The sequence below is a fragment of the Meiothermus ruber DSM 1279 genome (assembly GCF_000024425.1).
Taxonomy (GTDB): domain Bacteria; phylum Deinococcota; class Deinococci; order Deinococcales; family Thermaceae; genus Meiothermus; species Meiothermus ruber.
In genome coordinates this window covers 326,108-348,754 of record NC_013946.1, presented here as the reverse complement: position 1 = coordinate 348,754, position 22,647 = coordinate 326,108, and the positions used below count along the sequence as shown (strand labels likewise).

17 protein-coding genes are annotated in these 22,647 nt (G+C 60.2%); 11 read left to right on the top strand and 6 right to left on the bottom strand.

The features are described from left to right. Window positions 1-7 precede the first annotated feature (7 nt). The 6 genes from MRUB_RS01855 to MRUB_RS01830 form a co-directional block, all read right to left on the bottom strand. Complete coding sequence (locus tag MRUB_RS01855) at window positions 8-1,198, bottom strand: DegT/DnrJ/EryC1/StrS family aminotransferase (RefSeq protein WP_013012664.1); 1,191 nt, start codon at window positions 1,196-1,198, stop codon at window positions 8-10. A gap of 230 nt (window positions 1,199-1,428) precedes the next feature. After that, on the bottom strand, window positions 1,429-3,495 hold the full coding sequence (locus tag MRUB_RS01850; protein ID WP_013012663.1) for an Ig-like domain-containing protein: 2,067 nt from the start codon (window positions 3,493-3,495) through the stop codon (window positions 1,429-1,431). Between the two features lie 402 nt (window positions 3,496-3,897). Next, window positions 3,898-4,803, bottom strand: coding sequence for a hypothetical protein (locus tag MRUB_RS01845; RefSeq protein WP_013012662.1), 906 nt, complete (start codon window positions 4,801-4,803; stop codon window positions 3,898-3,900). Between the two features lie 2 nt (window positions 4,804-4,805). Further along, window positions 4,806-5,969 carry a glycosyltransferase gene (locus tag MRUB_RS01840; RefSeq protein ID WP_013012661.1) on the bottom strand — a complete coding sequence of 388 codons (1,164 nt, stop codon included), beginning with the start codon at window positions 5,967-5,969 and terminating at the stop codon, window positions 4,806-4,808. Continuing rightward, window positions 5,944-7,101: an O-antigen ligase family protein gene (locus tag MRUB_RS01835; RefSeq protein ID WP_157413559.1), complete on the bottom strand. Its 1,158-nt coding sequence runs from the start codon at window positions 7,099-7,101 to the stop codon at window positions 5,944-5,946. Before MRUB_RS01835 ends, MRUB_RS01840 begins: the two co-directional genes overlap by 26 nt. Before the next feature lie 125 nt (window positions 7,102-7,226). Beyond that, a complete protein-coding gene (locus MRUB_RS01830) occupies window positions 7,227-8,657 on the bottom strand; it encodes a lipopolysaccharide biosynthesis protein (RefSeq protein WP_013012659.1) in 1,431 nt (476 codons plus the stop codon). A 307-nt stretch (window positions 8,658-8,964) separates the two neighbouring features. On the opposite strand from MRUB_RS01830, the gene MRUB_RS01825 reads away from it, so the two are divergent. The 11 genes from MRUB_RS01825 to MRUB_RS01775 all read left to right on the top strand — a co-directional run bounded on the left by MRUB_RS01825 (window position 8,965) and on the right by MRUB_RS01775 (window position 22,643). Continuing rightward, window positions 8,965-9,690: a hypothetical protein gene (locus MRUB_RS01825; protein WP_152024866.1), complete on the top strand. Its 726-nt coding sequence runs from the start codon at window positions 8,965-8,967 to the stop codon at window positions 9,688-9,690. A gap of 295 nt (window positions 9,691-9,985) precedes the next feature. After that, entirely contained in the window at window positions 9,986-11,011 is a 1,026-nt protein-coding gene (locus tag MRUB_RS01820) for a right-handed parallel beta-helix repeat-containing protein (RefSeq protein WP_013012657.1), read from the top strand. Between the two features lie 251 nt (window positions 11,012-11,262). Next, window positions 11,263-12,501, top strand: coding sequence for a glycosyltransferase family 4 protein (locus tag MRUB_RS01815; RefSeq protein WP_013012656.1), 1,239 nt, complete (start codon window positions 11,263-11,265; stop codon window positions 12,499-12,501). A 9-nt stretch (window positions 12,502-12,510) separates the two neighbouring features. Further along, window positions 12,511-13,830 carry a nucleotide sugar dehydrogenase gene (locus MRUB_RS01810; RefSeq protein WP_013012655.1) on the top strand — a complete coding sequence of 440 codons (1,320 nt, stop codon included), beginning with the start codon at window positions 12,511-12,513 and terminating at the stop codon, window positions 13,828-13,830. Window positions 13,831-13,838: 8 nt separating this feature from the next. Then, on the top strand, window positions 13,839-14,783 hold the full coding sequence (locus tag MRUB_RS01805; RefSeq protein ID WP_013012654.1) for a Gfo/Idh/MocA family protein: 945 nt from the start codon (window positions 13,839-13,841) through the stop codon (window positions 14,781-14,783). Between the two features lies 1 nt (window position 14,784). Beyond that, the gene (locus MRUB_RS01800; RefSeq protein WP_013012653.1) at window positions 14,785-15,363 is read left to right on the top strand and encodes an acyltransferase; all 579 of its coding nucleotides are present in this window, start codon (window positions 14,785-14,787) and stop codon (window positions 15,361-15,363) included. Next, entirely contained in the window at window positions 15,360-16,475 is a 1,116-nt protein-coding gene (locus MRUB_RS01795; RefSeq protein WP_013012652.1) for a DegT/DnrJ/EryC1/StrS family aminotransferase, read from the top strand. The genes MRUB_RS01800 and MRUB_RS01795 overlap by 4 nt, the downstream gene beginning before the upstream one ends. A gap of 19 nt (window positions 16,476-16,494) precedes the next feature. Then, the gene (gene asnB / locus MRUB_RS01790) at window positions 16,495-18,405 is read left to right on the top strand and encodes an asparagine synthase (glutamine-hydrolyzing) (RefSeq protein WP_013012651.1); all 1,911 of its coding nucleotides are present in this window, start codon (window positions 16,495-16,497) and stop codon (window positions 18,403-18,405) included. Window positions 18,406-18,422: 17 nt separating this feature from the next. Beyond that, entirely contained in the window at window positions 18,423-19,568 is a 1,146-nt protein-coding gene (locus MRUB_RS01785; RefSeq protein WP_013012650.1) for a glycosyltransferase family 4 protein, read from the top strand. Beyond that, complete coding sequence (gene asnB / locus MRUB_RS01780) at window positions 19,569-21,404, top strand: asparagine synthase (glutamine-hydrolyzing) (RefSeq protein ID WP_013012649.1); 1,836 nt, start codon at window positions 19,569-19,571, stop codon at window positions 21,402-21,404. It abuts the gene before it with no gap. Window positions 21,405-21,443: 39 nt separating this feature from the next. After that, window positions 21,444-22,643 (top strand): acyltransferase family protein, encoded by a 1,200-nt coding sequence (locus MRUB_RS01775; protein WP_013012648.1) that lies wholly within the window; start codon window positions 21,444-21,446, stop codon window positions 22,641-22,643. The last annotated feature ends 4 nt before the right edge of the window (window positions 22,644-22,647 follow it).

Sequence of the window (22,647 nt, the reverse complement as noted above, 5' to 3'; positions counted from 1 at the left end):
TCCCTCCTCAGATCGAGGCTTGTTCCATCACCCGTTCAACCGCATCGGCGGTGGCTTGCATCTGGGCCTGGCCCAGGGTGGGGTGCACCAGGAACATCAGCGAGGTTTCGCCCAGTTCCCTGGCCACCGGCAACCGCTCGGCTGGCTGCCAGCCCCGCCGGGTGAAGGCTTTTTCGAGGTAGATCTCACTGCAACTCCCGCTCATGCAGGGAATGCCCAGCTCACTCACCGCCTGCATAATGCGGTCGCGGCTCCAGCCCGGCTTGAGCCGCTCGGGGCGCACATACACGTAGTACTTGTAGTAGGCGTGGTGCAGGTGGGCGGGCACCTCGGGCACCCGCAGGGCCGGAATTTGGCGGAAGCGTTCGCTCAGGTAGTGGGCGTTGGCCCGGCGCTGCTCGACCCAGCCATCCAGCTTGCGCAAAATCACCCGGCCAATAGCCGACTGCACCTCGAGCATCCGCCAGTTGGTGCCGAAGTCTTCGTGCAGCCAGCGGAAACCGGGGGGGTGCTGGCGGTTGTAGACCGCGTCGTAGCTCTTGCCGTGGTCTTTGAAGCTCCAGGCTTTGCTCCAGAGTTCGTCGTCGTTGAGGGTGAGCATCCCCCCTTCGCCGCCGGTGGTCAGGATTTTGTCTTGGCAAAACGACCAGGCCCCGGCATGACCAATCGAGCCCACGCTCCGGCCCTTGTACCGGGCCCCATGGGCCTGGGCGCAGTCTTCGATGACCCAGAGGTTGTGCTTGTGGGCCAGGGCCATGATGGCATCCATATCCGCTGGCCAGCCTGCCAGGTGCACCACGATGATGGCCTTGGTGCGGGGGGTGATGGCCCGCTCAATGGTCTCGGCGGTAATCAGGCCGCTCTCGGGGTCTACATCAGCAAAAACAGGCCTTGCCCCGCGCATCACCGCCGCGCTGGCCGAGGCGATGAAGGTGCGGGGGGTGGTAATGACCTCGTCACCCTCTCCTACCCCCATGGCGTAGAGGGCCAGCTCGAGCGCCACCGTGCCGTTGTGCAGGGCAATGGCGTGTTTGGTTCCGACGTAGTCGGCAAATTCACGTTCAAACAGGCGGCCCTCCTGGCCCGTCCAGTAGTTCACCTTTCCAGACTGGAGCACCTTTGTAGCGGCTTCGATCTCGTCTGGCGCAAAGTAGGGCCATGGCGCAAAAGGCACTGCAATGAAGGGTTCTTTTAGCATCTACGTGCTCCTTCGAGGTAGCTTCCTCCGAAATATGCCCCAAAGTCTAGTCCAGAGCTCGTTATGACCGCGTTATTCGACAGGAATCCCCTCTGCTAAAGGCAGCATATAGCGCGTTAACCTGGGTACTGGTTTATTAATAGCACGCAACTCTCGCGTAACGATGCGTATAACGCAGCTCAAAGCAGAAGGGGCTCGAGGGTACCCTCGAGCCCCCAAACAAACCATCGCTACTTCTTACTGCCGTCGGTGCCGTACTTCAGCACGAAGATATCCTCTTCGCCCTGGTTGGTGTAGTTGTCCAGCGCTCCTTTGCTCCAGCCGGTCAGGTAGAGGTCGCTGTCACGCAGGGTGACGGCCAGGGCAATCTCATCCTGGGTACTGCCTTGCTGGCGGGCCCAGCCCACGGTGCCGTCGGCCAGATACTGCAGGATGAAGACATCCTTAGCACCGGCGTGGGTTGCCGTACCGTCTACCGAAACATTGACATCCCCCACGATGTAGACGTTGCCCGAGGCATCGGCGACCATGCCATAGGGATTAATTTGCGCTGGGTCGGTGGGGCTGTACTGGCGGCGCCAGGTTTCCGTACCGCTGCTACTGAACTTGGTCACAAACAGGTCGGTACCGCCGTTGTAGCTAAAGCCCGTCCCGTAGGCTCCGGTCACATAACCGGCCACGTAAACATCCGAACCCTGCACTGCCACCGCATTGGCCCCGTCACCATAGGCCGTACCAAACTGCTCGAGCCACTGCTGGGTTCCTGCGTTGTCGTACTTGACCACAAAGGCGTCGGTGTCACCCAGGTGGGTTTTGGAGGGCAGGGCCCCGCCGGCAAACCCTGCGGCGTATACCGCACCGGAGGCATCCACGGCCACCGAGGTAATCCGGTCGCTGCCGGTCGAGCCGAGCTGTCGTGCCCACTGCAGGGTAAGGCCGGTGTCGTACTTATATAAGGCTGCATCTTCCCCGCCTGCATTGGTTCCGCTCGGCACGGTTCCGGCGGTATAGCCACCCACATACACGTCGCTACCCACCACCGCCACGCTGGTAAGGCCGTTCTCTACGTTCAAGGTGTTTTCGTCCAGCTTGATCGAGGTCAGCTTTGCACCCGCAGGGCTTAGCTTGAGAATAAAGCCCTTGAAGGCGTTGCTGCTGGCGACGTAGGCGCTTCCCACCACGTAGATGTTGCCGGCGGCGTCGGTGGCCACCCCTTTGGCCTGCGACTCGGCACTGCCGGGCGTGCTGGGGTCACCCACGGTGAACTGCTTGACCCACAGGCGGCTGCCGTTGGGCGCGTACTTGGCCACCACCACATCCGGGAAGGCCAGGGCGAGCGTGCCCACCTCATCACCCAGCACTTCTTTGGAAAGGCCGGCCACGATCACGTTGCCTTGGGCATCGGTGGTAATGGCGTTTCCGATATCGGTTGCGCTGGAAGCCAGCCACTTGGTGTAGGGGCTGCACTCCACCACCAGGTTGGTCACGTTGGCCCCGCTCACGGTCACGCTGCTGGGGGTGACGGTGCAGTTCTGGGAGGGGTTGGTGGGCTGGGTCTGCACGCTCACGCTGTAGGTGCCGTCCTGTACGGGGGTGTCGAAGGTGAAGGGGCCGTTGCTGCTAATGGTTTTGGTCTGCGAACCCAGGGCCAGCACCAGACCGCTGCCGTTCAGGTAGCGCACCTCGCCGCCCACGGTGTAGGTAGGCGTGGGGGTCACGGTAAAGGTAGCGCTGCCGCTCTTGCCCCCGGCCGTGGCGGTGATGGTGGCCGTGCCCACGGCAACGGCAGTAGCCAGGCCGCTGTTATTCACGGTGGCAACGGCGGTATCGCTCGAGCTCCAGGTAAAGGTCACACCGGAAATCACGTTGCCGCCCGCGTCCTTGGCCACCGCGGTGAACTGTTGGGTCTGGCCCACCTGCTTGCTGGCAGAAGACGGGCTGACCTCGATGGTCTCGATGGTCGGGGGCGCCGGGTTGGTTACGGTAAAGGTAGCGCTGCCGCTCTTGCCCCCGGCCGAGGCAGTGATGGTGGCCGTGCCAGCGGCAACGGCAGTAGCCAGGCCGCTGTTATTCACGGTGGCAACGGCGGTGTTGCTCGAGCTCCAGGTAAAGGTCACACCGGAAATCACATTGCCGCCCGCGTCCTTGGCCACCGCGGTGAACTGTTGGGTCTGGCCCACCTGCTTGCTGGCAGAAGACGGGCTGACCTCGATGGTGTTAATGCTGGGCGCCCCACCTCCCCCACACGCAGCCAGGAACAGCGCGGCTAATAGTAGTACAAACCAGCGATAGGTCATGGAGTACCTCCTTGGAGTTTTGGATCTAGGTGATCCTAGGCCTTGAGTATAGTCACAAAAAACTGGTTGAAAATGCTCGTTGGTACCGGAAGAAACGGCCGTGACCCAAAGGCTTAACGCCGCTCAAAAACGGCTCGCAAATCTCTATCCAATCACCCAACCAGGCTTTTTAATGCGGCTGGCAAGCAACGAATCAAACGCCTGGCCGATCGGTCAGAAAAGCGCTGGTGGTTAACGCTCTGATAACGATGCAGTTTATTTAGCCTGTTTTTGTTCGGCCATATCCAGCATAGGGGTAGTATGTCCAAAAGCACCAATCTGACCGGCCCTACAAGGTTTCCACGCTTCTTGCGCCCAGGAATTATGACCTGCGTTCGAGCCGGGGCAGTCGGTTTGTTATGGTCAGAATCCACTTTCCACAAGACCGCCTTGAACTATGGGCCACAGAGAAATCATCGGCCCGATCAGGCAAAACCACCCGGATTGGCGGTAGGCCAGCTCCTCGCCCAGGCGGTGCAGGTTGTCTCGCAAATTAACGGGGATGTTGGCCCCCCAGTGCCGGGGATGCAGCAGGACTTCTACAAACGGAAGACCGGTGCGGATGGCCTCGAGGGGGTTGCCATCCAGCCATAGGTTGGGGTAGGCCCCATCAGAAAAACGTTGGGTGTAGCGTTGTTGCAAGACCGGATCGTAGGCCTCGAGCTCGATACCCAGCTCCTCACGCAGGCCTCGGTCTTGCAACAGTTCATGATTGATCACCCCCAACCGGCGGTTGAGCCAGTCACCGTGGGAGGCCACCGTGTGCAGGGGCAGACCGGTGAGGGCCTTAATCCGGCGGTAGTTCTCCGCAAAGAGCGCTCGAATGGCAGGCATACAAGCCTCAACCTCGGCGCGGTTTTTAAGGCGGTGGCGTTTGGCATAGGTGGCGATCTCTTCGTAGTGGTAGCTGGCCTCACTACCGGAAGCGTGAATCTCCTGCATCAGGTTCACATCCAGCGTAGAGAGCCGAAAGTAAAACGAGGCTTGCACACCCATTTCACGCACAACCTGCCACAAAGCCCGCGTGGTACGTAGGTCAGTATCAATGTCCAGCCGCAAAACCAGGTATGGGCCATCCTGAAGCTGCCCGGCCTTGATTTTCTCCCAGATGGAAGCGATGGAGTGCACCTGGTAGCCCTGGGCCAGGGCCTGCTCGAGCAAGCTGCGCAATTCATGCACCCGGCTGGGGAGCAAAAAGTCGGAGTAAAAGCGGTGCCAGCTCGACCGCAGGGCCTGCTGGAACTTAAGGGGCTTCGAAGGCGTCGACATACTCAACCCAACCCTCCCTCCAGCAGTCGACGGTACAACCGCACCAGTTGCTGTGCATTTCGGCTGGCATCGTAGTGGCGGTAGACGTGCTGCCGCAAGCGCTCGCCCCGGGCCTGGGCCTCCAGTGGGTCGCTTCGCACCTGGGCGATGGCCGCCAGTATCGCCGCCGGGCTGATCTCCTCGAGGCGGTAACCGGTCTCGGGGGTCACGATCTCAGGCGTGCCCCCCCGGTTGCTGGCGATCACCGGCAGACCTACCGCACCGGCTTCCACCACCACCGTGGGCAGTCCCTCGCGGTAGGAAGGCAGGATGAGCGCATCGGCGGCGACCATGTAGCGGCGCACCACCGCATTGGGCTGCTGGCCCAATAAGATGCGCTGCGTTCGAGAAGAACTACCTAGACCATCACGCAGCGGCCCATCACCGATAAATACAGCCAGCACCCCTTCGTCGTCGAGCTGACGCAAGGCTTCGGAAAGCTCGAGCACCCCTTTGTACTGCACCAATGTGCCCACAAACAACAAGACGAAGCGGTCTTGGGGAAGCCCGAGCTGAGAGCGTAGCCCCCTTTTATCGGGCCGTTCTTGCATTGGCGGTAATCTGAGGCCCACCCGGTGGGTCAGCACCGGACGCTGGGTATGGGCCTGGGCTTTTTGGCGAATCCCATCGCTTACGGTCAGAATCAGATCAGCCTGGGCCAGTACCTGCTTATAGTATTTGCGGTAACGGGGGCTTTGCTCGGGATAGGTGTTGGCGTCATCGCCATGCAGCGTAACCACCAGCGGCTTCTTCCAGCGGCGCTTGAGTAAAAGACCCAGGGTTCCCTCGGGATGGGCGAAGTGGGCGTGGATCAGATCGCATGAATGCGCTGGCAATGAGAAAGCTTTCAATCGGTGCGGCCACCCCCAAAGATTTTCACTCGGGAAAGCCAGGTAGCGAGGACGCAACACCCGAACCCCCTCCACGTCATACTGATTGGGAATCTGGGTATAGGCCCGCCAGTTTGGCTTGAGCCGGGCCATTCCGGGCAATACCAGCGGTATGGGAGCATGCACATCTACCTGCACCCCCAGGCGCTGCAGTTCCAGGGCCTGGGTCTGCACGAAAATGCAGGCTGAAGGGTGTACATTCGAAGGAAAATCAGGGCTTAGAAACAATACGCGCATAGCTGTTACCTCGAACCATCATGGCCAGACCGTGTAGAAGTGCTATGGTTAGCCAGAGATATTTGCGCTCCAAAATCCCTAAAAATGCCCCCTGAATCAGGTAGGCCAGGAGACAGGCTTTGAGGATCAGAATCAGATCTGGATGTACCGCCTGCCGTAAGCTTACCTGCAGCAACACCCACATCCAGGCCAGAAATATACCCAGTCCTACAAGACCCACTTCGCTAACAAGCTCGAGGTAGATGTTGTGAGCACCCCGGCCATCGGTGATGTAATAGGTATCGATGGACTCGAGGTCAGACTCAGCAGCAATCCCCTGTCCAAACAAAGTTGTAAAGGTACCCAGGCCATGCCCAAAAATGAGATTCTGTTGTGCAATGTGCCATCCAACCGTCCAAATAGCCGTTCGACCAGCCCCCCCATCCTCGGCTGCCGAGGTAATGCGGGAGCTCAGGAACTGGTTGACCGCTGGCAACTGAAACAGCGCCAGGCCCACCAAACCAAAGGTCAAGCCCAGTGAAAGAAACTGCCGCCAACCCAGGCGGGGCAGTACCACCAGCGCTAAGGTAATAACGATGGCTACCCAGGCACTGCGGGTGCCCGAAAGCACCACCGCTAAAGTGCACAACGCAAAGCAGAACATGCTATACCAGCGCATCCAGGGGCTTCTTGTAGTCAACCACAGCCCTACTGCTATCAGGGAGCCCAGCAAAACCACTGCCGCAAAATCGGCTGCATCGGCAGCTCCCGTAAAGGTAGTGCGGCTCAACGGATTACGCAGATAGTTGAAGATGCCCTGCAGCGCAGCAATACTGGCCCCCAGCGAGTAAAAGAACAGCATAGGCTGTAGAGTATTGGGTCTCACCATAATAAAAAAAGCGATGGCCAAGGCCCCCACCAGTTGCTGTGCCAGGGCCTGAAGCTTGTCCCAAGTAGCCGATGGGTCAACCGACCAAAAATAGCTCAAACATGCCCAAAACAGCAGTACCACCGCGAGTATAGAAATTCGCAACCGAGGAATATACCGCCATGTTAAAACCAGGGCCGGAAACCAGGCGATTTTCGGACGCCTGATTTGAAAAACCAAAGAAAGCAAAAATAAACCCAGCAGTGCCTTGGATAGGGTAAACACCCCTTCGATAGCAAAAACCCCCTCGAGCGGTAGGCTAAAGGTATATAGGTACAGCAAAATTTGTGGGAAGGCCAACCAAGACCACAAAGGGAACAGCAGGGCCGCCGTTACTGGTGCAACCGATCTCATACCAAACCTTCCTTCCTAAGTTCCCTGGCAGTGAAAAATAGAACGGTAGCACTAACTAATACCGTTAGCCCCAACAGGCTCCAGCCCGCAACCCAGTGGGTGAGCCCCCACAGCAGCAACAAAGCGGGCAGGTTGAGCCAGATGTACCTGCGTAGACCTCGCCCAAAATCGGCCCAGCGCGCCCCGGCCGCGCGGAAAAATAAGCCCAGCGATATTCCGGCCACCAGGGCACTGCTCGAGGCGAACAAAAAAACTGCCCAGTACATCTGCTGGATGGCAATACCCCAGTAGATGGCCCCCATGCGTAAGGCCAGCTCAAAGACAGTAAAAACCAGCAAGGCTTGCTGCCATTCCTTAACAGTGAGCAAGGTGGAAAGGGGTTGGGCCACAATAGAGAGGAGTAAGTATGGTGCAAGTAAGCGGGCGTACACCCCGGCTTCGTACCAGTTGGATCCAAAAATCAGAGGGAAGGCCTGGGGCGCTACCACAAACAATGCACCGAATATCGGCAAGCCCACCGCTATCAACATGGTGGAAGTTCGGATGGTGAGCTGGGCCAGCTCAGGGGTCTCACGGGCTGCGGCCGCACGAGCAAAAAAAACCTGCCCAATGGACTGGGCCACCAGGGTTACAGGAATGGTGGTAATGCGGTAGCTCAGGCTAAACTGCCCCATCGCAGCAGCACCGAAAAAAGCGGTCAACAAAATAAACGGCAGGTGAAAGCTGGCCGCGGTTAGTAAAGCCGCGCTGGTGCCAAAAACCAGAAAACTCCGGTAGCGGCGGGCTGTCTGCTGCAAGGTGCGCCAGGTGATGCCCTCGAGGCTCCGGGGCAACAAACGCCACAAAGCCTGTACACCCCCCAAGCGCCCCAGCACATCGCCCAGTAAAAGCCCCGCTGGCCCCTTAACAAGCAGCCCCAGACCCACCTGGGCCAAAGCCTGCCATAAGCCTTGCTGAAACTTGGTCTGGGCCAGTGCGCCAAAACGCTGAAGCCGCAAGGCCCACATACTGCCCGATTGCATGAGGGCTATGCAAGCCAGCCCCACCCCCACCAGGGCTGCAAACCAGCCTGGGATCTGGACACCCAACCATACCGAAAAGACATCCCGAAAAAACCAAAAAACCCCACCTATCAGCAGGCTCAAGCCCAAGCCAACGCCCACTGCAATTAGCAAAAGCCCACGGGCTTCTGGCTCTTCTCTGGGTAGCTGGATGGCCTGCTCATAGCGAAGGTTGATCATCACTGCGGCCAGAGAAAGGATAGAGCCATACAAAGCCCACCAGCCAAAATCTTCCGGCCTATATATACGGGTCAGAAGGGGCTGCACCAGAACGACCAGACCCTGGCCCAGCACCGTACTGCTGGCCAGTAGGGCCGCATTCCCCACAAAAGATGTTTGCGTCAGAAAACCTTTGATCCGGGTCATATGAGGCCGTAAGGATTTCGTTTTTGCCCCAGTTCGGGAGCATTTCTGCTTCAATGGTACACAGCTTAGTTCCAGGCACTGGTTATTCTGCGTAACCCCAAGCGTTAATCCCTTGTAGAAAGAGTTATTTTTGGGAGCGTTGGGTTGCTTTCGCTGGCATTCGTGCAGTAATACAGTTAGGCTGAATCCGCAAGGGCCGGGCTAGCTTAAGGTGGGGTTCCCCGGCCATTAGGTTCGGTGAAATACAATGAGAAGCACATCCAGCATAAATGATTTCGATCGCTTACTCCTGAGCTTTAGCCGCTACATGTGGGCATTGCTAGGGGTTTCGGTGTTAATTGCGGTGGTAGCTTACCTGCTAAGCATATCCCAGCCACGTATCTACGAAGCCTCGGCCCGTTTGCTTTCAGCCCAGCCGGTCGAACTAGGTTCTACTATCAGCGCGCCACGGTTCCAGCCCCTAGCCGCAGCCGCTTACCGCGAAGCTGCCTACGGAACTCTAGTACTGGAGCAGATGAACCGTCGCTTTCCTGGTGTATTACCAAGCGAAGTGGCGAAAGTACGGGAGAAGTTGCGTATCCGCTCTATCGAGACGGTAGGCTCGAGTTCCATCGTTTTTGTACTGAGCGCCCGCGATTCCGACCCCCGCCGCTCTGCGGCCTTAGCCAACGCCTGGGCCGAAGCTTTGCGCAACTGGGAAGAAGCCCTGATTCGAGACAACTTCAAACGTGCCAGCGTCTCACTGGAAAACCGGATTCGTTGGGTAGATATCCAGATTACCCAGGCTGCTAGTCGCACCGATCAAAACATCTTGCGGGAGTTGCGTACCAACCTCGAGCGTGAACTGGGAATCATACGCTCGCTGGAAAACAGCGCCACCGGCCAGCTCTCACTCCTAGCCCAGGCCGAAGTGCCCACCGAAGCTATATGGCCGCGTCCTTTGCTCACCGCTGGCATTGCTGCTATCTCCACCCTGCTGCTCGGATTTATCCTGCTGGCTGTTCGAGATCGGTTGTTAGGCCCCACTGGATAGCCAATGAAGCATTCTCAAAAACCCACTGTTAAGGTTCCTGATAAAAATCCACCACAGATCTTGGGATGGTTGTGTTGCTCAAAGGCAAAATTAGCTATATTGGTATACCACGTTTACTCACTCAATAATCGTTGTGGTGCTTATGAGAAAACAAATTACCCCTCATATTCCTCAACCACCTGTTAGGCATATCCGCTTGAACTGGGTAGTGGCATTCCTGGTTGTTTTGCTTGCAGCCTGCATCACCAGTTCTCAGCACAACACCCCAAATCCCAGACCAGATACCTCGTACGGTGTGTTCGGCATTCCCAGCGGCCCCACCTACTACGTAAGCCCCTCCGGCAGCAACGCCAACGACGGCTCCCGCGAACGCCCCTGGGCCACCCTCTCCTTCGCCGTGCAGAAACTTAAGCCCGGCGATGTCCTGCGGGTGCTCCCAGGCTCCTACAACGAGTCTGTCCAGGTTACCGCCTCCGGTACGTCCAGCCAGCGCATCACCATCGCCTCCGATATCCGCTGGGGCGCCAAACTCAACGCCCAGGGCAATCTCTTCGGTATTGATGTCCGCGGCAGCTACGTGGATATCGTCGGGTTCGAAGTTACCAACGCCACCAACAGCGGCATTATTAGCTGGGCCCCCTACAACCGCTTCTTGTTCAACCATGTCTATGGCATCCGGGCCCAGTGTGACTCCAACGGCGGGGCCGGGATTAACGCCAGCCAGCCCAACGCCGGCAACACCAGCATTTTGAGCAACCTGGTGCATGATATAGGCGATCTCACCGCAGGCCCCTGCACCCGCATCCACGGCATCTACCAGGGAAGTCCAAAAGGCATTATTCAAAACAATATTATTTACCGTGCCCGGGGCTTTGGCATCACCACATGGCAGGCCGCCACGGCTGTGGTGATGACCCATAACCTCTCTTTTGCCAACCTATATGGTGGCATCTCGGTGGGCTCAGGCGAAAATACCCTCGGCAATAAAGCTGAAAACTTCCTGGTAGCCAACAACATTGTAGTGAGCAACCCCCGTGGCATCAGCGAGGAAAACAACACCGGGGTTAATCGATTTTTGAACAACCTGGTCTGGAACAACACCACCAACTGGGCTCTGCTCACCAGCAGCCAGCAAAACAGTCTGACTGAAGATCCCCGCTTTGTTAACTTCAAAGCCGACGGCTCTGGCAACTACTATCTGAGCAACGATAGCCCAGCCATCGACAAAGGCATTCGTGAGGCCGCACCTAGCTTTGATTTCATGGGCCACCCCCGCATCCTGGGGATAGCTCCCGACCTTGGCCCCTTGGAAACCCGCTAAACTCCGTTACCTGCGGAACTCTCATGAAGCGTTGAGTTCACATACCTGGAGGTGAATCTGTAACGGCTATTGCGTCAAAAAACCTGGCCGGGAGCTTGAAACTAACTACACTACGGTAGGATGAGCAAACTATATATCCTGCCAATACTCGCAAAGAGTGTGGTGCGCGCATCCACACAGCACCCACCAGGCCCAGCCAGTGCTGGTCGGGCAAACTACCATCTTCTCAGAACTGCCCTCCTGGAGGTTGTGTGCGCTTCTTGTTTCTAACCCAGTACTTTCCCCCCGAGATCGGCGCGGCCCAGGTGCGGCTGGCTTCGGTTATCCGCGAGCTGGTGCGGTTAGGGCATCAGGTAGAGGTAGTGACGGCCATGCCCAATTACCCCACCGGGCGTGTGTTTGAGGGTTACCGCGGCAGGCTCTGGCTCGAGGAAGACTGGGAAGGGGTGCGGGTGGTGCGCACCTGGCTCTACCCCGCCATGGGCACCGGCCCCAAGCGGCTGCTTAACTACTTCAGCTTTGTGCTGAGCGCGCTGGGTGGAGTGCTAAAGGTTCAAAAGCCCGACTACATCTTTGTGGAATCGCCGCCCCTGTTTCTGAGCCTAACGGGCTACCTGGCCTCGAGGCGCTTTGGTGTGCCTTTCATCTTCAACATAGCCGATCTCTGGCCGGACTCGGTGCGCCAGCTCGGTCTGATGAAGGAAGGCCCTTTGCTGTGCCTGGCCGAGGGCCTGGAAAGCTGGAGCTACCGCCAGGCCCACTTCATCACCGCGGTGACCGAGGGCATCCAGAAGGTTCTGCTGGAAGAGAAAAAAGTACCCCCGCACAAGATACTTTATCTACCCAACGGCGTGGATACCGATCTCTTCAAGCCCATGCCGCCCGACCTGGCCCTGGCTAGGGAGCTTGGCCTCGAGGGCAAGAAAATCATTCTGTACGCCGGCAACCACGGCTACGCCCACGGCCTGGAGGTGGCCCTGCAGGCCGCCCGGCTCCTGACCGACCCCCAGGTGGTGCTGGTGCTCATCGGCGACGGCTCGGAAAAACCCCGCTTGAAGCAGATGGCCCAGGAGATGGGGCTTACCAATGTGCGCTTCCTGGATCCAAAGCCCCCAGCCTACATCGCCCAGCTCTACTCTCTGGCCGTGGCCGGCCTTTCCACCCTGCGCAACTCCCCACTCTTCGAGATGACCCGCCCGGTCAAGATTTTCGCCGGGATGAGCTGCGCCAAACCCATCCTGTACGCCGGGCAGGGGGAGGGGGCGCGGCTAGTGGAGGGGGCTCGAGCCGGCCTGGTAAGCCTCCCTGAGGACGCCCAAACCCTGGCCCACAACATCATGGCGGTGGTACAGAACCCCCATCTGGCCGAACAACTGGGCCAGAACGGGCGGCGCTACGTGGAGACCCACCTAAGCTGGTCGGTGCTCATCGAAAACTGGCTGTACCAGCTTCAATCCCAGCAACCCAAGGCCGAAAAAGTTCCGGTGTAAGGAGATCGTATGCAGACCGTTGTAGATCCCAAAACCCTTTTGTTGCAGCGCATTGAGGACAAAACCGCCCTTGTGGGCGTGGTCGGCATGGGCTATGTGGGCCTGCCCTTTGCCGTGGAAAAGGCCAAGGTGGGCTACCGCGTGGTGGGCATCGACCGCAGCGCCAAGCGGGTGGCCATGATCAACCAGGGCCAGAACTATATCGGTGACGTAAAAGACGAGGAGCTGCGCGACCTGGTGGCCCAGGGGCTGATCCGGGCCACCACCGGCTTCGAGGAAGTACCCGAGCTGGACGTGATTGTAATCGCCGTGCCCACGCCCCTGACCAAGAACCTGGTGCCCGACCTGCAGTACGTGGAGGGCGTGACCCGCGAAATTGCTAAATATCTGCGGCCCGGCCAGCTGGTGAGCCTCGAGTCCACCACCTATCCGGGCACCACCGAAGAGGTCATGCTGCCCATCCTGGAGCAAAGCGGCCTCAAGCTAAACCAGGACTTCTTCCTGGCCCACAGCCCTGAGCGGGTAGACCCCGGCAACGCCCGTTACACCACCAAGAACACCAACAAGGTGGTGGGCGGGGTGGGGCCCCAGAGCCTCGAGGTGGCGGTGGCCTTTTACAGCAAAACCATCAACCACGTGGTGCCGGTGAGCAGCGCCAAAGCCGCCGAGATGGTCAAGGTGTTCGAAAACACCTTCCGGGCCGTGAACATCGCCCTGGTCAACGAGCTCACCCTCCTGTGCGACCGCATGGATCTGAACGTCTGGGAGGTGCTGGACGCCGCTTTTACCAAGCCCTTCGGCATCATGCCCTTCTACCCCGGCCCCGGCGTGGGCGGCCACTGCATCCCCCTCGACCCGCACTACCTGGAGTGGAAAGCCAAGGAGTATAACTTCAACACCCACTTCATCAACCTGGCGGGCGAGATTAACCGCAAAATGCCGGAGTTCACCGTGGACAAGGCCGCCCGCGTGCTGAGCCAGCACGGCAAGCCTTTGCGGGGGGCCAAGGTGGTACTCCTGGGCATGGCCTACAAGGCCAACCTGGACGATTACCGCGAAAGCCCGGCCATCGAGGTCTTCAAGCTGCTGCAAAAGCGGGGGGCCGAGGTGGTCTTCCACGATAGCTGGACGCCGCACGTGGAGGAGCACGGCTTTGTAGCCGACAGCGTGGAGCTGACCGACGAGCTGCTGCAAAACGCCGACCTGGTGATCATCACCACCAACCACTCCAATGTGGACTACGCCCGCGTGGTGGCCCTGTCCAAAGTGGTGCTCGACACCCGCTACGCCACCCGGGGGATCAAAGCCGACAACGTGGTGCTGCTCTAGGGAGGACTATGAAGAACTTTGCACTCATCGGCGCTGCGGGCTACATCGCGCCCCGCCACCTCAAGGCCATCAAGGATACCGGCAATCGCCTTGTTGCCGCCCTCGACCCCTTCGATTCGGTGGGCATCATGGACTCGTACTTCCCCGAAGCCGAGTTTTTTACCCAGCCCGAGCTGTTCGAGGACTACCTCTACCGCCTGCGCGGCACCCCCCAGCAGGTGGACTACGTGAGCATCGCCAGCCCCAACTACCTGCACAACGCCCACATCCGCATGGCCCTCCGGGCCGGGGCCGACGCCATCTGCGAGAAGCCCCTGGTGCTCAACCCCGAGGAAATCCGGGAACTCAAGGACCTCGAGGCCGAGACCGGGCGGCGGGTCTGGACCATCCTGCAGCTCCGCACCCACGAGGCTCTGCTCAGCCTGCATGCCCGCCTGCAAGCCCAGCCCCCCCGCAAATACCAGCTCGACCTCACCTACATCACCAGCCGGGGCACCTGGTACCTGCGGAGCTGGAAGGGCCGCACCGAGCAGTCGGGGGGCCTGGCCACCAACATCGGGGTGCACTTCTTCGATATGCTCACCTGGCTTTTTGGCAAGGTGGAGCAGGTGGAGGTGCACCGCCGCGACGACACCGTGGCCTCGGGCTACCTGGAGCTCGAGCGGGCCCAGGTGCGCTGGTTCCTTTCGATTGACGTGGAGTATGTGCCCCCGGCCCTGCGGGCCCAGGGCAAGCGCACCTACCGCTCCATGCGCCTGGACGGCGAGGAGATCGAGTTCTCCGAAGGCTTTACCGAGCTGCACACCCGCGTCTACGAGCGCACCCTGGCCGGTCAGGGCTTCGGCCTCGAGGATACCTACGAAGCCATCGCCACCGTGGCCCGGATCCGCACCCTGCCCCTATCGGATCGCACCGCCACCATGCACCCTTTCCTCCAGAAGGTCAAGCAGTAGTATGGACTACTTCAAGCACGAAACCGCCATTGTGGATGAAGGCGCCCAGATTGGCCGCGGCACCAAGATCTGGCACTTCTGCCATATCAGCGCCAAAGCAGTCATCGGGGAAAACTGCACCCTGGGGCAAAACGTTTATGTGGCCAACAACGTAATCATTGGCAACGGGGTCAAGATCCAGAACAACGTCTCGGTCTACGAGGGGGTGATTCTGGAAGATTACGTGTTCTGCGGCCCCAGCATGGTGTTTACCAATGTGCTAACCCCCCGCAGCGAGTTCCCCCGCAACACCGCCGCCGATTATGGCCGCATCCTGGTCAAGCGGGGGGCCAGCATCGGGGCCAACGCCACCATCGTGACCGGCGTGACCCTGCACGAAGGGGCGTTTGTGGCGGCAGGGGCGGTGGTTACCAAAGATGTACCGGCCTACGCCATCGTGGCCGGTGTTCCGGCCCGCATCATCGGCTGGATGAGCGCCTACGGCGACCGGCTCGACTTCAGCCAGAGCGACACCGTAACCGACTCCCAGGGGCATGTCTATCAGAAGGTGGGCCCCTTCGAAGTACGGAGGATTAAGTGAGCACCCTAACCCAGATTCCCATCCTCGACCTGAAGGCAGAGGTAGACGAGCTGTGGGACGAGCTCAACGCGGCCATCCAGCGGGTCTTGCGCTCGACCCAGTTCATCATGGGGCCGGAAGTACAGGCCCTCGAGCAGCAGCTCGCCCAGTACCTGGGGGTCAAACACGCCGTGGCCCTGAACTCCGGCACCGACGCCCTGGTTATCGGCCTGCGGGCGCTGGGGGTGGGGCCTGGGGACGAGGTGATCACCAGCCCCTTTACCTTTTTCGCCACCGCCGAGGCCATCAGCCTGTTGGGGGCCAGGCCGGTGTTTGTGGACATTGACCCCCAGAGCTTCAACCTGGATCCCGCCGGGCTCGAGGCCGCCATCTCACCCCAGACCAGGGCCATCATTCCGGTGCACCTGTACGGGAACCCCGCGGCCATGGGCCCGATTCTGGAAATCGCCCGGCGGCACGGCCTGAAGGTGCTGGAAGACTGCGCCCAGTCCTTTGGTGCCCGCTACGAACCCCTGCACCGCTTTACCGGAACCCTGGGCGATGCAGGGGCTTTCTCCTTCTTCCCTTCCAAAAACCTGGGGGCCTACGGCGATGGGGGTTTGCTGGTTACCGCCGACGACGCTGTAGCCGAACAGGCCCGGATGCTGCGGGCCCACGGCTCGCGCAAGAAGTACCACAACGAGGTGGTGGGGTATAACTCGCGGCTGGACACCCTGCAGGCCGCCATCCTGCTGGTCAAGCTGCCCCACCTCGAGCGCTACAACCAGGCCCGCCGGGCCATCGCCCAGCGCTACAACGAGGGCCTGGCCGGCCTCGAGGGCCTCATCCCCCCGGCCCTGACCCCCGGGCATGTCTTCCACCAGTACACCGTGCGGATTCTGGGCAACAGGCGCGATGCCGTACAGGCCCGGCTGGCCGAGCTGGGCATCGGCACCATGGTCTACTACCCGGTGCCGCTGCACAGGCTGCCCATCTACCAGCCCCTGGGACTGCACCTGCCCGAAAGCGAGCGGGCCGCCGCCGAGGTGCTCTCGCTGCCCATCTGGCCGCAGATGCAACCAGAAGCCCAGCGGGCCGTGATTGAAGCCGTTCGCGCCGCGGTGCAGGGCTAGATCGAGGGAGGAAGCGCCTTTGTGTGGCATTGCCGGTCTCGCGTTACGTAAGCCAGGCGCCCTGAACTGGGCGGGCCGGGCGCTGGAGGGCCTGCACCACCGCGGCCCGGACGATCAGGGCTGGCTGGCCTGGAGTCCCAGCGCTGCGGCCCACAGGGGCAAGACCTGGAATGAGGCCCAGGGCTTGGTGCTGCTGGTGCACCGGCGGCTGTCCATCCTCGACCTGTCCGAGCTGGGCTGGCAGCCCATGTCGAGCCCGGACGGGCGCTACCACCTGGTGTTCAACGGCGAGATTTACAACTACCTCGAGCTGCGCCAGGAGCTGAAAGCCCTGGGCCACTGCTTCCGCTCCCACTCCGATACCGAGGTGCTGCTGGCGGCCTGGGCCCACTGGGGCACGGCGTGCCTGGAGCGCCTGGTGGGCATGTTCGCCTTTGCGGTGCTGGACACCCAGGAACAAAGCCTGCACCTGGTGCGGGATTTTTTCGGCATCAAGCCGCTGTATTACTGCGCTTTTGCCGAAGGTGTGGGCTTTGCCTCGGAAATCCCGGTCTTGCTGGAGCTGCCGGGGGTGGGCCGGCAGGTGCACCCCCAGGGCCTGTACCGCTACCTGCGCTTTGGCCTGACCGACGACGGAGCCCAGACGCTCTTCTCGGATATCCGGCAGATTCCGGCCGCGCACTACCTGCGGCTGGATCTGAATAATTTGCAGCTCACCGAGCCCCAGCGTTACTGGCAGCCCCGCTTGCAAAACCCCCTCGAGCTCTCTTTCGAAGAGGCCGCCGAGGCGGTGCGGGCCCAGTTTTTGGAGAACGTGCGGCTGCACCTGCGCTCGGATGTACCGGTGGGCGCGGCGCTTTCGGGGGGTATAGACTCCTCGGCCATTGTAGCGGCCATGCGCCACCTCGAGCCGGGCCTCGAGCTGCACACCTTTACCTACGTGGCCGACAACGGCGTCTCCGAGGAACCCTGGGCCGACCTGGTGGGCCAGGCCGCAGGGGTGCAGGCCCACAAGGTCAAACCCAGCGCCTCCGAGCTGGTCGCCGACCTCGACGAGCTTGTCCGGGTACAGGGCGAGCCCTTCGGCTCCACCAGCATCTACGCCCAGTACCGGGTGTTTCGCCTGGCCCAGGAAGCCGGTATTAAGGTGATGCTGGACGGGCAGGGCGCCGATGAGGTGCTGGCTGGCTACGCGGTGTACGGCGGCGCCCGCCTGGCCTCGCTGGTGCGGCAGGGGCGCTGGCTCGAGGCCCTGGCCTTTCTGCGCACAAGCCGGCTCGAGCCCGCCCTCAAGGACACCTGGAAAAGCGCGATCGGCTTTTTAATTCCCGCATCCCTCGAGCCCCTGGCCCGTCGGCTGGCAGGGCAGGAACTGGCCCCGCCCTGGCTCAACACCACCTGGTTTACCGAGCGCAACGTACAGCTCGCCTCGCCCCGCGCCGCCCACGGACGGGAGGTACTGCGCCACGAGTTACTGCAGTCCCTGACCGAGACCAGCCTGCCCAAGCTCCTGCGCTACGAAGACCGCAACTCCATGGCCCACTCCATCGAAAGCCGGGTGCCCTTCCTCACCCCCAAGCTCGTCGAGCTGCTGCTGAACCTGCCCGAAGCCCACATCCTCTCGCCCCAGGGACAGACCAAGGCCGTATTCCGCCGGGCCATGCAGGGCTTGGTGCCCCAGGCCATCCTGGATCGCAAGGACAAGGTGGGGTTTGCCACTCCCGAGCAGCACTGGTTGCACCAACTGGCCCCCTGGGTTCATCAACTGCTGGACTCCGAAACCCTGGGCCGTATCTACCCCATCCAGCAGACGGCTGTAAAAGAGGAATTCGCGGCCATTCTGGCCGGACGCAAGCCCTTCGACTTTAGGGTCTGGCGCTGGATCAATCTGATCGCCTGGGCCCGTGCTTTCCACGTGCAGTTCAACTGAGCAAGCCAGGTAATACCATGCCACAACCCCTGCCCAAGATCGTTCACCTCACCTCGGCCCACCCCCCCTTCGATGTCCGTATTTTTCATCGAGAGTGCGTGAGTCTGGCCCAGGAGGGCTACCCGGTCGTGCTGGTGGCACCCCACGAGGGAGATGAGGTGCGGCAGGGGGTGCAGGTACGGTCGGTTACAAAAACCAAAGGCCGTCTGGGCCGTATGCTGGGCACGGTCTGGGCCGTATATAAGCAGGCTCTGGCCGAACGAGGGGACATCTATCATTTTCATGACCCCGAGCTGATTCCTGTAGGAATGCTGCTGCGCCTGCAGGGCAAAAAAGTGGTCTACGATGTCCACGAGGATGTGCCCACCGACATTCTGAGCAAGCGTTGGATTCCCAAGCCCCTGCGCGGCCTGGTTGCCAGCAGTATGCGGCTGCTGGAGCGCCTGGCTGGCAGTCTGCTAAGCGGGATTGTGACGGTTACCGAGCCCATCGCAGCGCGTTTTCCGGCCCATAAAACCATCCTGCTGCAAAACTTCCCGCACCCCCAGGAAATTGCCGCCCTGGGCAGCACGTCCTACCAGAACCGGCCCGCCCGGGTGCTGTACGCCGGAAGCATTACCGCGGTGCGCGGGCTGTTCGAGATGCTCGAGGCCATGCAGCACCTGCAAAACCCAGAGGTTCGCCTAACCCTGATTGGGGCTTTTGCTCCGCCCGGCCTTCGGGCTGAGGCCGAGCAGCACCCCGGCTACCGCTACACCGATTTCCTGGGCTACAAAAACCGCCCCGAGACCCTCGAGCTTTTAGCCAGCAGTCGCATTGGCCTGGCCGTTCTGCATCCCATCCCCAGCTTTTTGGTCTCGCAACCGACCAAGCTGTACGAGTACATGATGGCCGGGATTCCCTTCGTGGCCTCGGATTTCCCGCTCTGGCGGCGCTCGATCGGCGATGTATCCTGTGGACTTTTCGTCAATCCCAACGATCCCAAGGCCATTGCCGAGGCCATCCGCTGGTTGCTCGAGCACCCCGCCGAGGCCGAGGCCATGGGACAGCGCGGGCGACAGCTGATTCTCGAGCGGCTCAACTGGGGCGTGGAATTCGCCAAACTTACGGCGCTGTACCAGCGCCTGTATAAAGCGGGCACCGCCCGTCACCTGGAGGCCTGAATGTGCGGTATTGCCGGGGCATTCTCAACCAGCCAGCCCATGCCGGAGCTGACCAAGCTGGTCGGTAAAATTGTGAACAGCCAGCTTCCTCGAGGCCCCGATCATCAGGCGGTGGTGGAGCTACCCCAGCCTGCCGGCCAGCTGGTACTGGGTCACAACCGCCTGAGCATCATTGACCTATCCGAGCACTCCAACCAACCCCTGTGGGATCACAGCAGACGCTACTGCATTGTGTTCAACGGGGAAATCTACAACTACCTCGAGCTGCGCACCGAGCTACAGACCCTGGGCCACCGCTTTCAAACCCAGGGCGACACCGAGGTCATCCTGGAAGCCTACAAAGCCTGGGGCAAGCAGGCCTGGGAGCGCTTTATCGGAATGTTCGCCTTTGCCTTGCTGGATACCCAGGCAGGGCAGCTCTGGCTGGTGCGCGACCGCTTTGGCGTCAAGCCGCTGTTTTACCGCCTGCAGCATGGCCTGCTGGCCTTTGCTTCCTCTACCGAGGCCCTGGCCCAGCACTTTGGCCTCTCCCCCAACCTGGAATATGTCAGCAGGGGACTTTTTTACTACGTCTACGAGGACGATAGCGATATATCGCCCTACACAGGCCTGCACGCTCTGCCCGCCGGACACCACGCCTGTGTGCAGCTTAGCCAGCCCAGCATTGAGCCCCAGCCCTACTACGACCTAAAAAGCCGGGTCGAGCAGAAAATACAAGCACTTAGGGGCATGGACGAAAAAGCCTTACTGGAGGAGCTCGAGACCACCTTACACAGCGCCGTTCAACTGCGGCTGCGCTCCGATGTGCCGCTGGCCGTCTCGCTTTCGGGCGGGCTGGACTCTTCGCTGGTAGCAGCTTTGGCCGCACAGCAGCACGAGCGGGTGGTGGGCTTCTGCTACGGCCACCCCCAGGCCCCCCGTTCCGAGGGCCCCCTGGCCCGGGAACTGGCACAAAAAGCTGGCATTGATGTGCATTTTGTCTGGCCCGAGCTTTCCAAAGAGCACCTTGTACAAGCCTTCGAAAAAACCCTGGCCGCACAGGACGCCCCTTTCCCCACCCTCAGCATCCTGGCCCAGAACTTTGTCTACAAGGCAGCCCGCAGCGAAGGTTACAAGGTACTGCTGGGTGGGCAGGGGGGCGACGAGGGCTTTATGGGCTACCGTAAGTTTTTCCTGTTTCAGCTCCGTTACCTGCTTGCCCAGAAGCAGTACCTCGAGCTAGCGGGCTTTGCTCTGGGACTGGCCCGGCTCCTGAGCGCAGAGCTGTACAAGCTGGGCCTGTTCTGGCAGAACCGCCAGCGCTACTTCGGCGGGCCAGCTCAAGGAAATTTGCGGCTGCCTTCGGTGCGGCTGGCGCTTGGCACAGACCATCGTCAGGCCCCCTGGTTGCGGCAGATGCTCGATGTCACCCGGTACAGCCTGCCCACCCTGCTACGCTATGAGGATCGCAACTCCATGGGCCACAGCATCGAGAGCCGCCTTCCTTTCCTGGACTACCGGGTGCTCGAACTGGGCCTGGCCCTGCCGGTACACCTCAAACTGCGGCACGGCTATGGCAAGTGGGCTTTGCGCCAGATGGCACAGGGCAAAATCCCCGATTCTATTCGTACCGCTCGCTACAAGCGGGGCTTCGACGTCACTCAAAGCTGGCTGGCCACGGGCCTGGGAAGCCACTTGCAAGAGCAAATACAAGCCGCTGAACCTGTACTGCGTGAGGTGCTGACCCCCAACCTGAACCTTGCTCATACCTACTCCCCTGCCCAGATGCAACAACAGCCCCACCGGCTGGCTGAAGCCATCAGTTTGGTCTGGCTTGCGAGGAAGCTCTCATCATAAGAGCTCCCTGCAATGTCACCAGCACAAGAGAGGCGACATATGGAAAAACGCATTCACTACCTAGACTGGCTGCGCTTGCTGGCGGTATTTCTGGGGCTGGTCTTTCATGCCGGGCGCCCTTTTGATGGCTGGCCATGGATCATCAAAGGCCCGGAAATTAGATGGCTCACCTACTTTAACGAAGCCCTTACCACAGTGCGCCTACCCCTGCTTTTCTTTGTATCCGGTGCCGCAACTGTTTTCGCACTACGCAAGGCTTCCGCCATCGCTTATGCGACCGACCGCTTCAAGCGGCTGATCATCCCTTTGGTCATGGGGGTTTTGCTCATCGTACCGCCCCAGCAGTACATTCGGCGGCTTTCATTGGACTCCAGCAACCCCCAGCATTTCGAAGGCAGCTACGGACAGTTTCTCATCGGCCCGTGGTGGGGGGATGGCTCCTTCTTGTTTTTCAATTTGCACACAGAACATCTGTGGTTCCTTTTGTATCTGTTTTACTTTTCGCTGCTGGCCTTGCCGGTTTTTTTGTATCTGCGCAGTCCCCTGGGGCTGGGTTTTCTGGCCCGGCTCGAGACCTGGTTTCAGGCCGCCCCTTGGCGGATCTGGTTGCTGGTTATCACACCCGCCACACTGGGGGCTTTGCTCCCTCTGGGCTTGGGTTCTCATCCGGGCCTGGCCGAAGACCTGGCCAACCTCGGCTTCTACTTCGAGCTATTTGTCCTGGGCTTTGCACTATATCTGCGGCCTAGCTTGCTGCAGGCTATTTTTGGGCAACGCCGCCAATTTCTTCTGGCTGGCCTGGGTCTTATTCTGCTAAAAGCTTATTTTTACTCTTCTGTCCTGCATCGCAATTTGTTTGTCTCTAGCGAACTACTTCCCTATCATGAGGTTTACTGGTCGCTAAGAGATCTGGCCGCTCTAAGCCTTATATTTGCCATTCTGGCCTATGCACACCGCTTTCTCAATAAGTCTTCGGGATTCCTGGACAGGGCCCGCCACTGGGTTTATCCGTTTTATATCTGGCATCAGACCGTCATCGTGGTGCTGGGGTATTTCGTGCTCAAGCTGGCCCTGCCTGTGGGCTGGTTGTATGCTCTGCTGCTGACAGGTTCGCTGGTGGTGACCGTGTTGTTAAGCGAGTTGGTGCAGCGCAGCGCGGTCAGTCGTTTCTTGTTTGGTGTTCATCATAAAGCCCAGCCAGCTACTACCCGCACCTCCCGGACTTCAGAATCCAATTAGTGAA

What these genes read in the sequence shown, in the direction of transcription:
- MRUB_RS01855 (WP_013012664.1), bottom strand. Translation starts at nt 1,198, where the DNA reads ATGCTAAAAGAACCCTTCATTGCAGTGCCTTTTGCGCCATGGCCCTAC.
- MRUB_RS01850 (WP_013012663.1), bottom strand. Translation starts at nt 3,495, where the DNA reads ATGACCTATCGCTGGTTTGTACTACTATTAGCCGCGCTGTTCCTGGCT.
- MRUB_RS01845 (WP_013012662.1), bottom strand. Translation starts at nt 4,803, where the DNA reads ATGTCGACGCCTTCGAAGCCCCTTAAGTTCCAGCAGGCCCTGCGGTCG.
- MRUB_RS01840 (WP_013012661.1), bottom strand. Translation starts at nt 5,969, where the DNA reads ATGCGCGTATTGTTTCTAAGCCCTGATTTTCCTTCGAATGTACACCCT.
- MRUB_RS01830 (WP_013012659.1), bottom strand. Translation starts at nt 8,657, where the DNA reads ATGACCCGGATCAAAGGTTTTCTGACGCAAACATCTTTTGTGGGGAAT.
- MRUB_RS01825 (WP_152024866.1), top strand. Translation starts at nt 8,965, where the DNA reads ATGTGGGCATTGCTAGGGGTTTCGGTGTTAATTGCGGTGGTAGCTTAC.
- MRUB_RS01810 (WP_013012655.1), top strand. Translation starts at nt 12,511, where the DNA reads ATGCAGACCGTTGTAGATCCCAAAACCCTTTTGTTGCAGCGCATTGAG.
- MRUB_RS01805 (WP_013012654.1), top strand. Translation starts at nt 13,839, where the DNA reads ATGAAGAACTTTGCACTCATCGGCGCTGCGGGCTACATCGCGCCCCGC.
- MRUB_RS01800 (WP_013012653.1), top strand. Translation starts at nt 14,785, where the DNA reads ATGGACTACTTCAAGCACGAAACCGCCATTGTGGATGAAGGCGCCCAG.
- MRUB_RS01785 (WP_013012650.1), top strand. Translation starts at nt 18,423, where the DNA reads ATGCCACAACCCCTGCCCAAGATCGTTCACCTCACCTCGGCCCACCCC.
- asnB (WP_013012649.1), top strand. Translation starts at nt 19,569, where the DNA reads ATGTGCGGTATTGCCGGGGCATTCTCAACCAGCCAGCCCATGCCGGAG.
- MRUB_RS01775 (WP_013012648.1), top strand. Translation starts at nt 21,444, where the DNA reads ATGGAAAAACGCATTCACTACCTAGACTGGCTGCGCTTGCTGGCGGTA.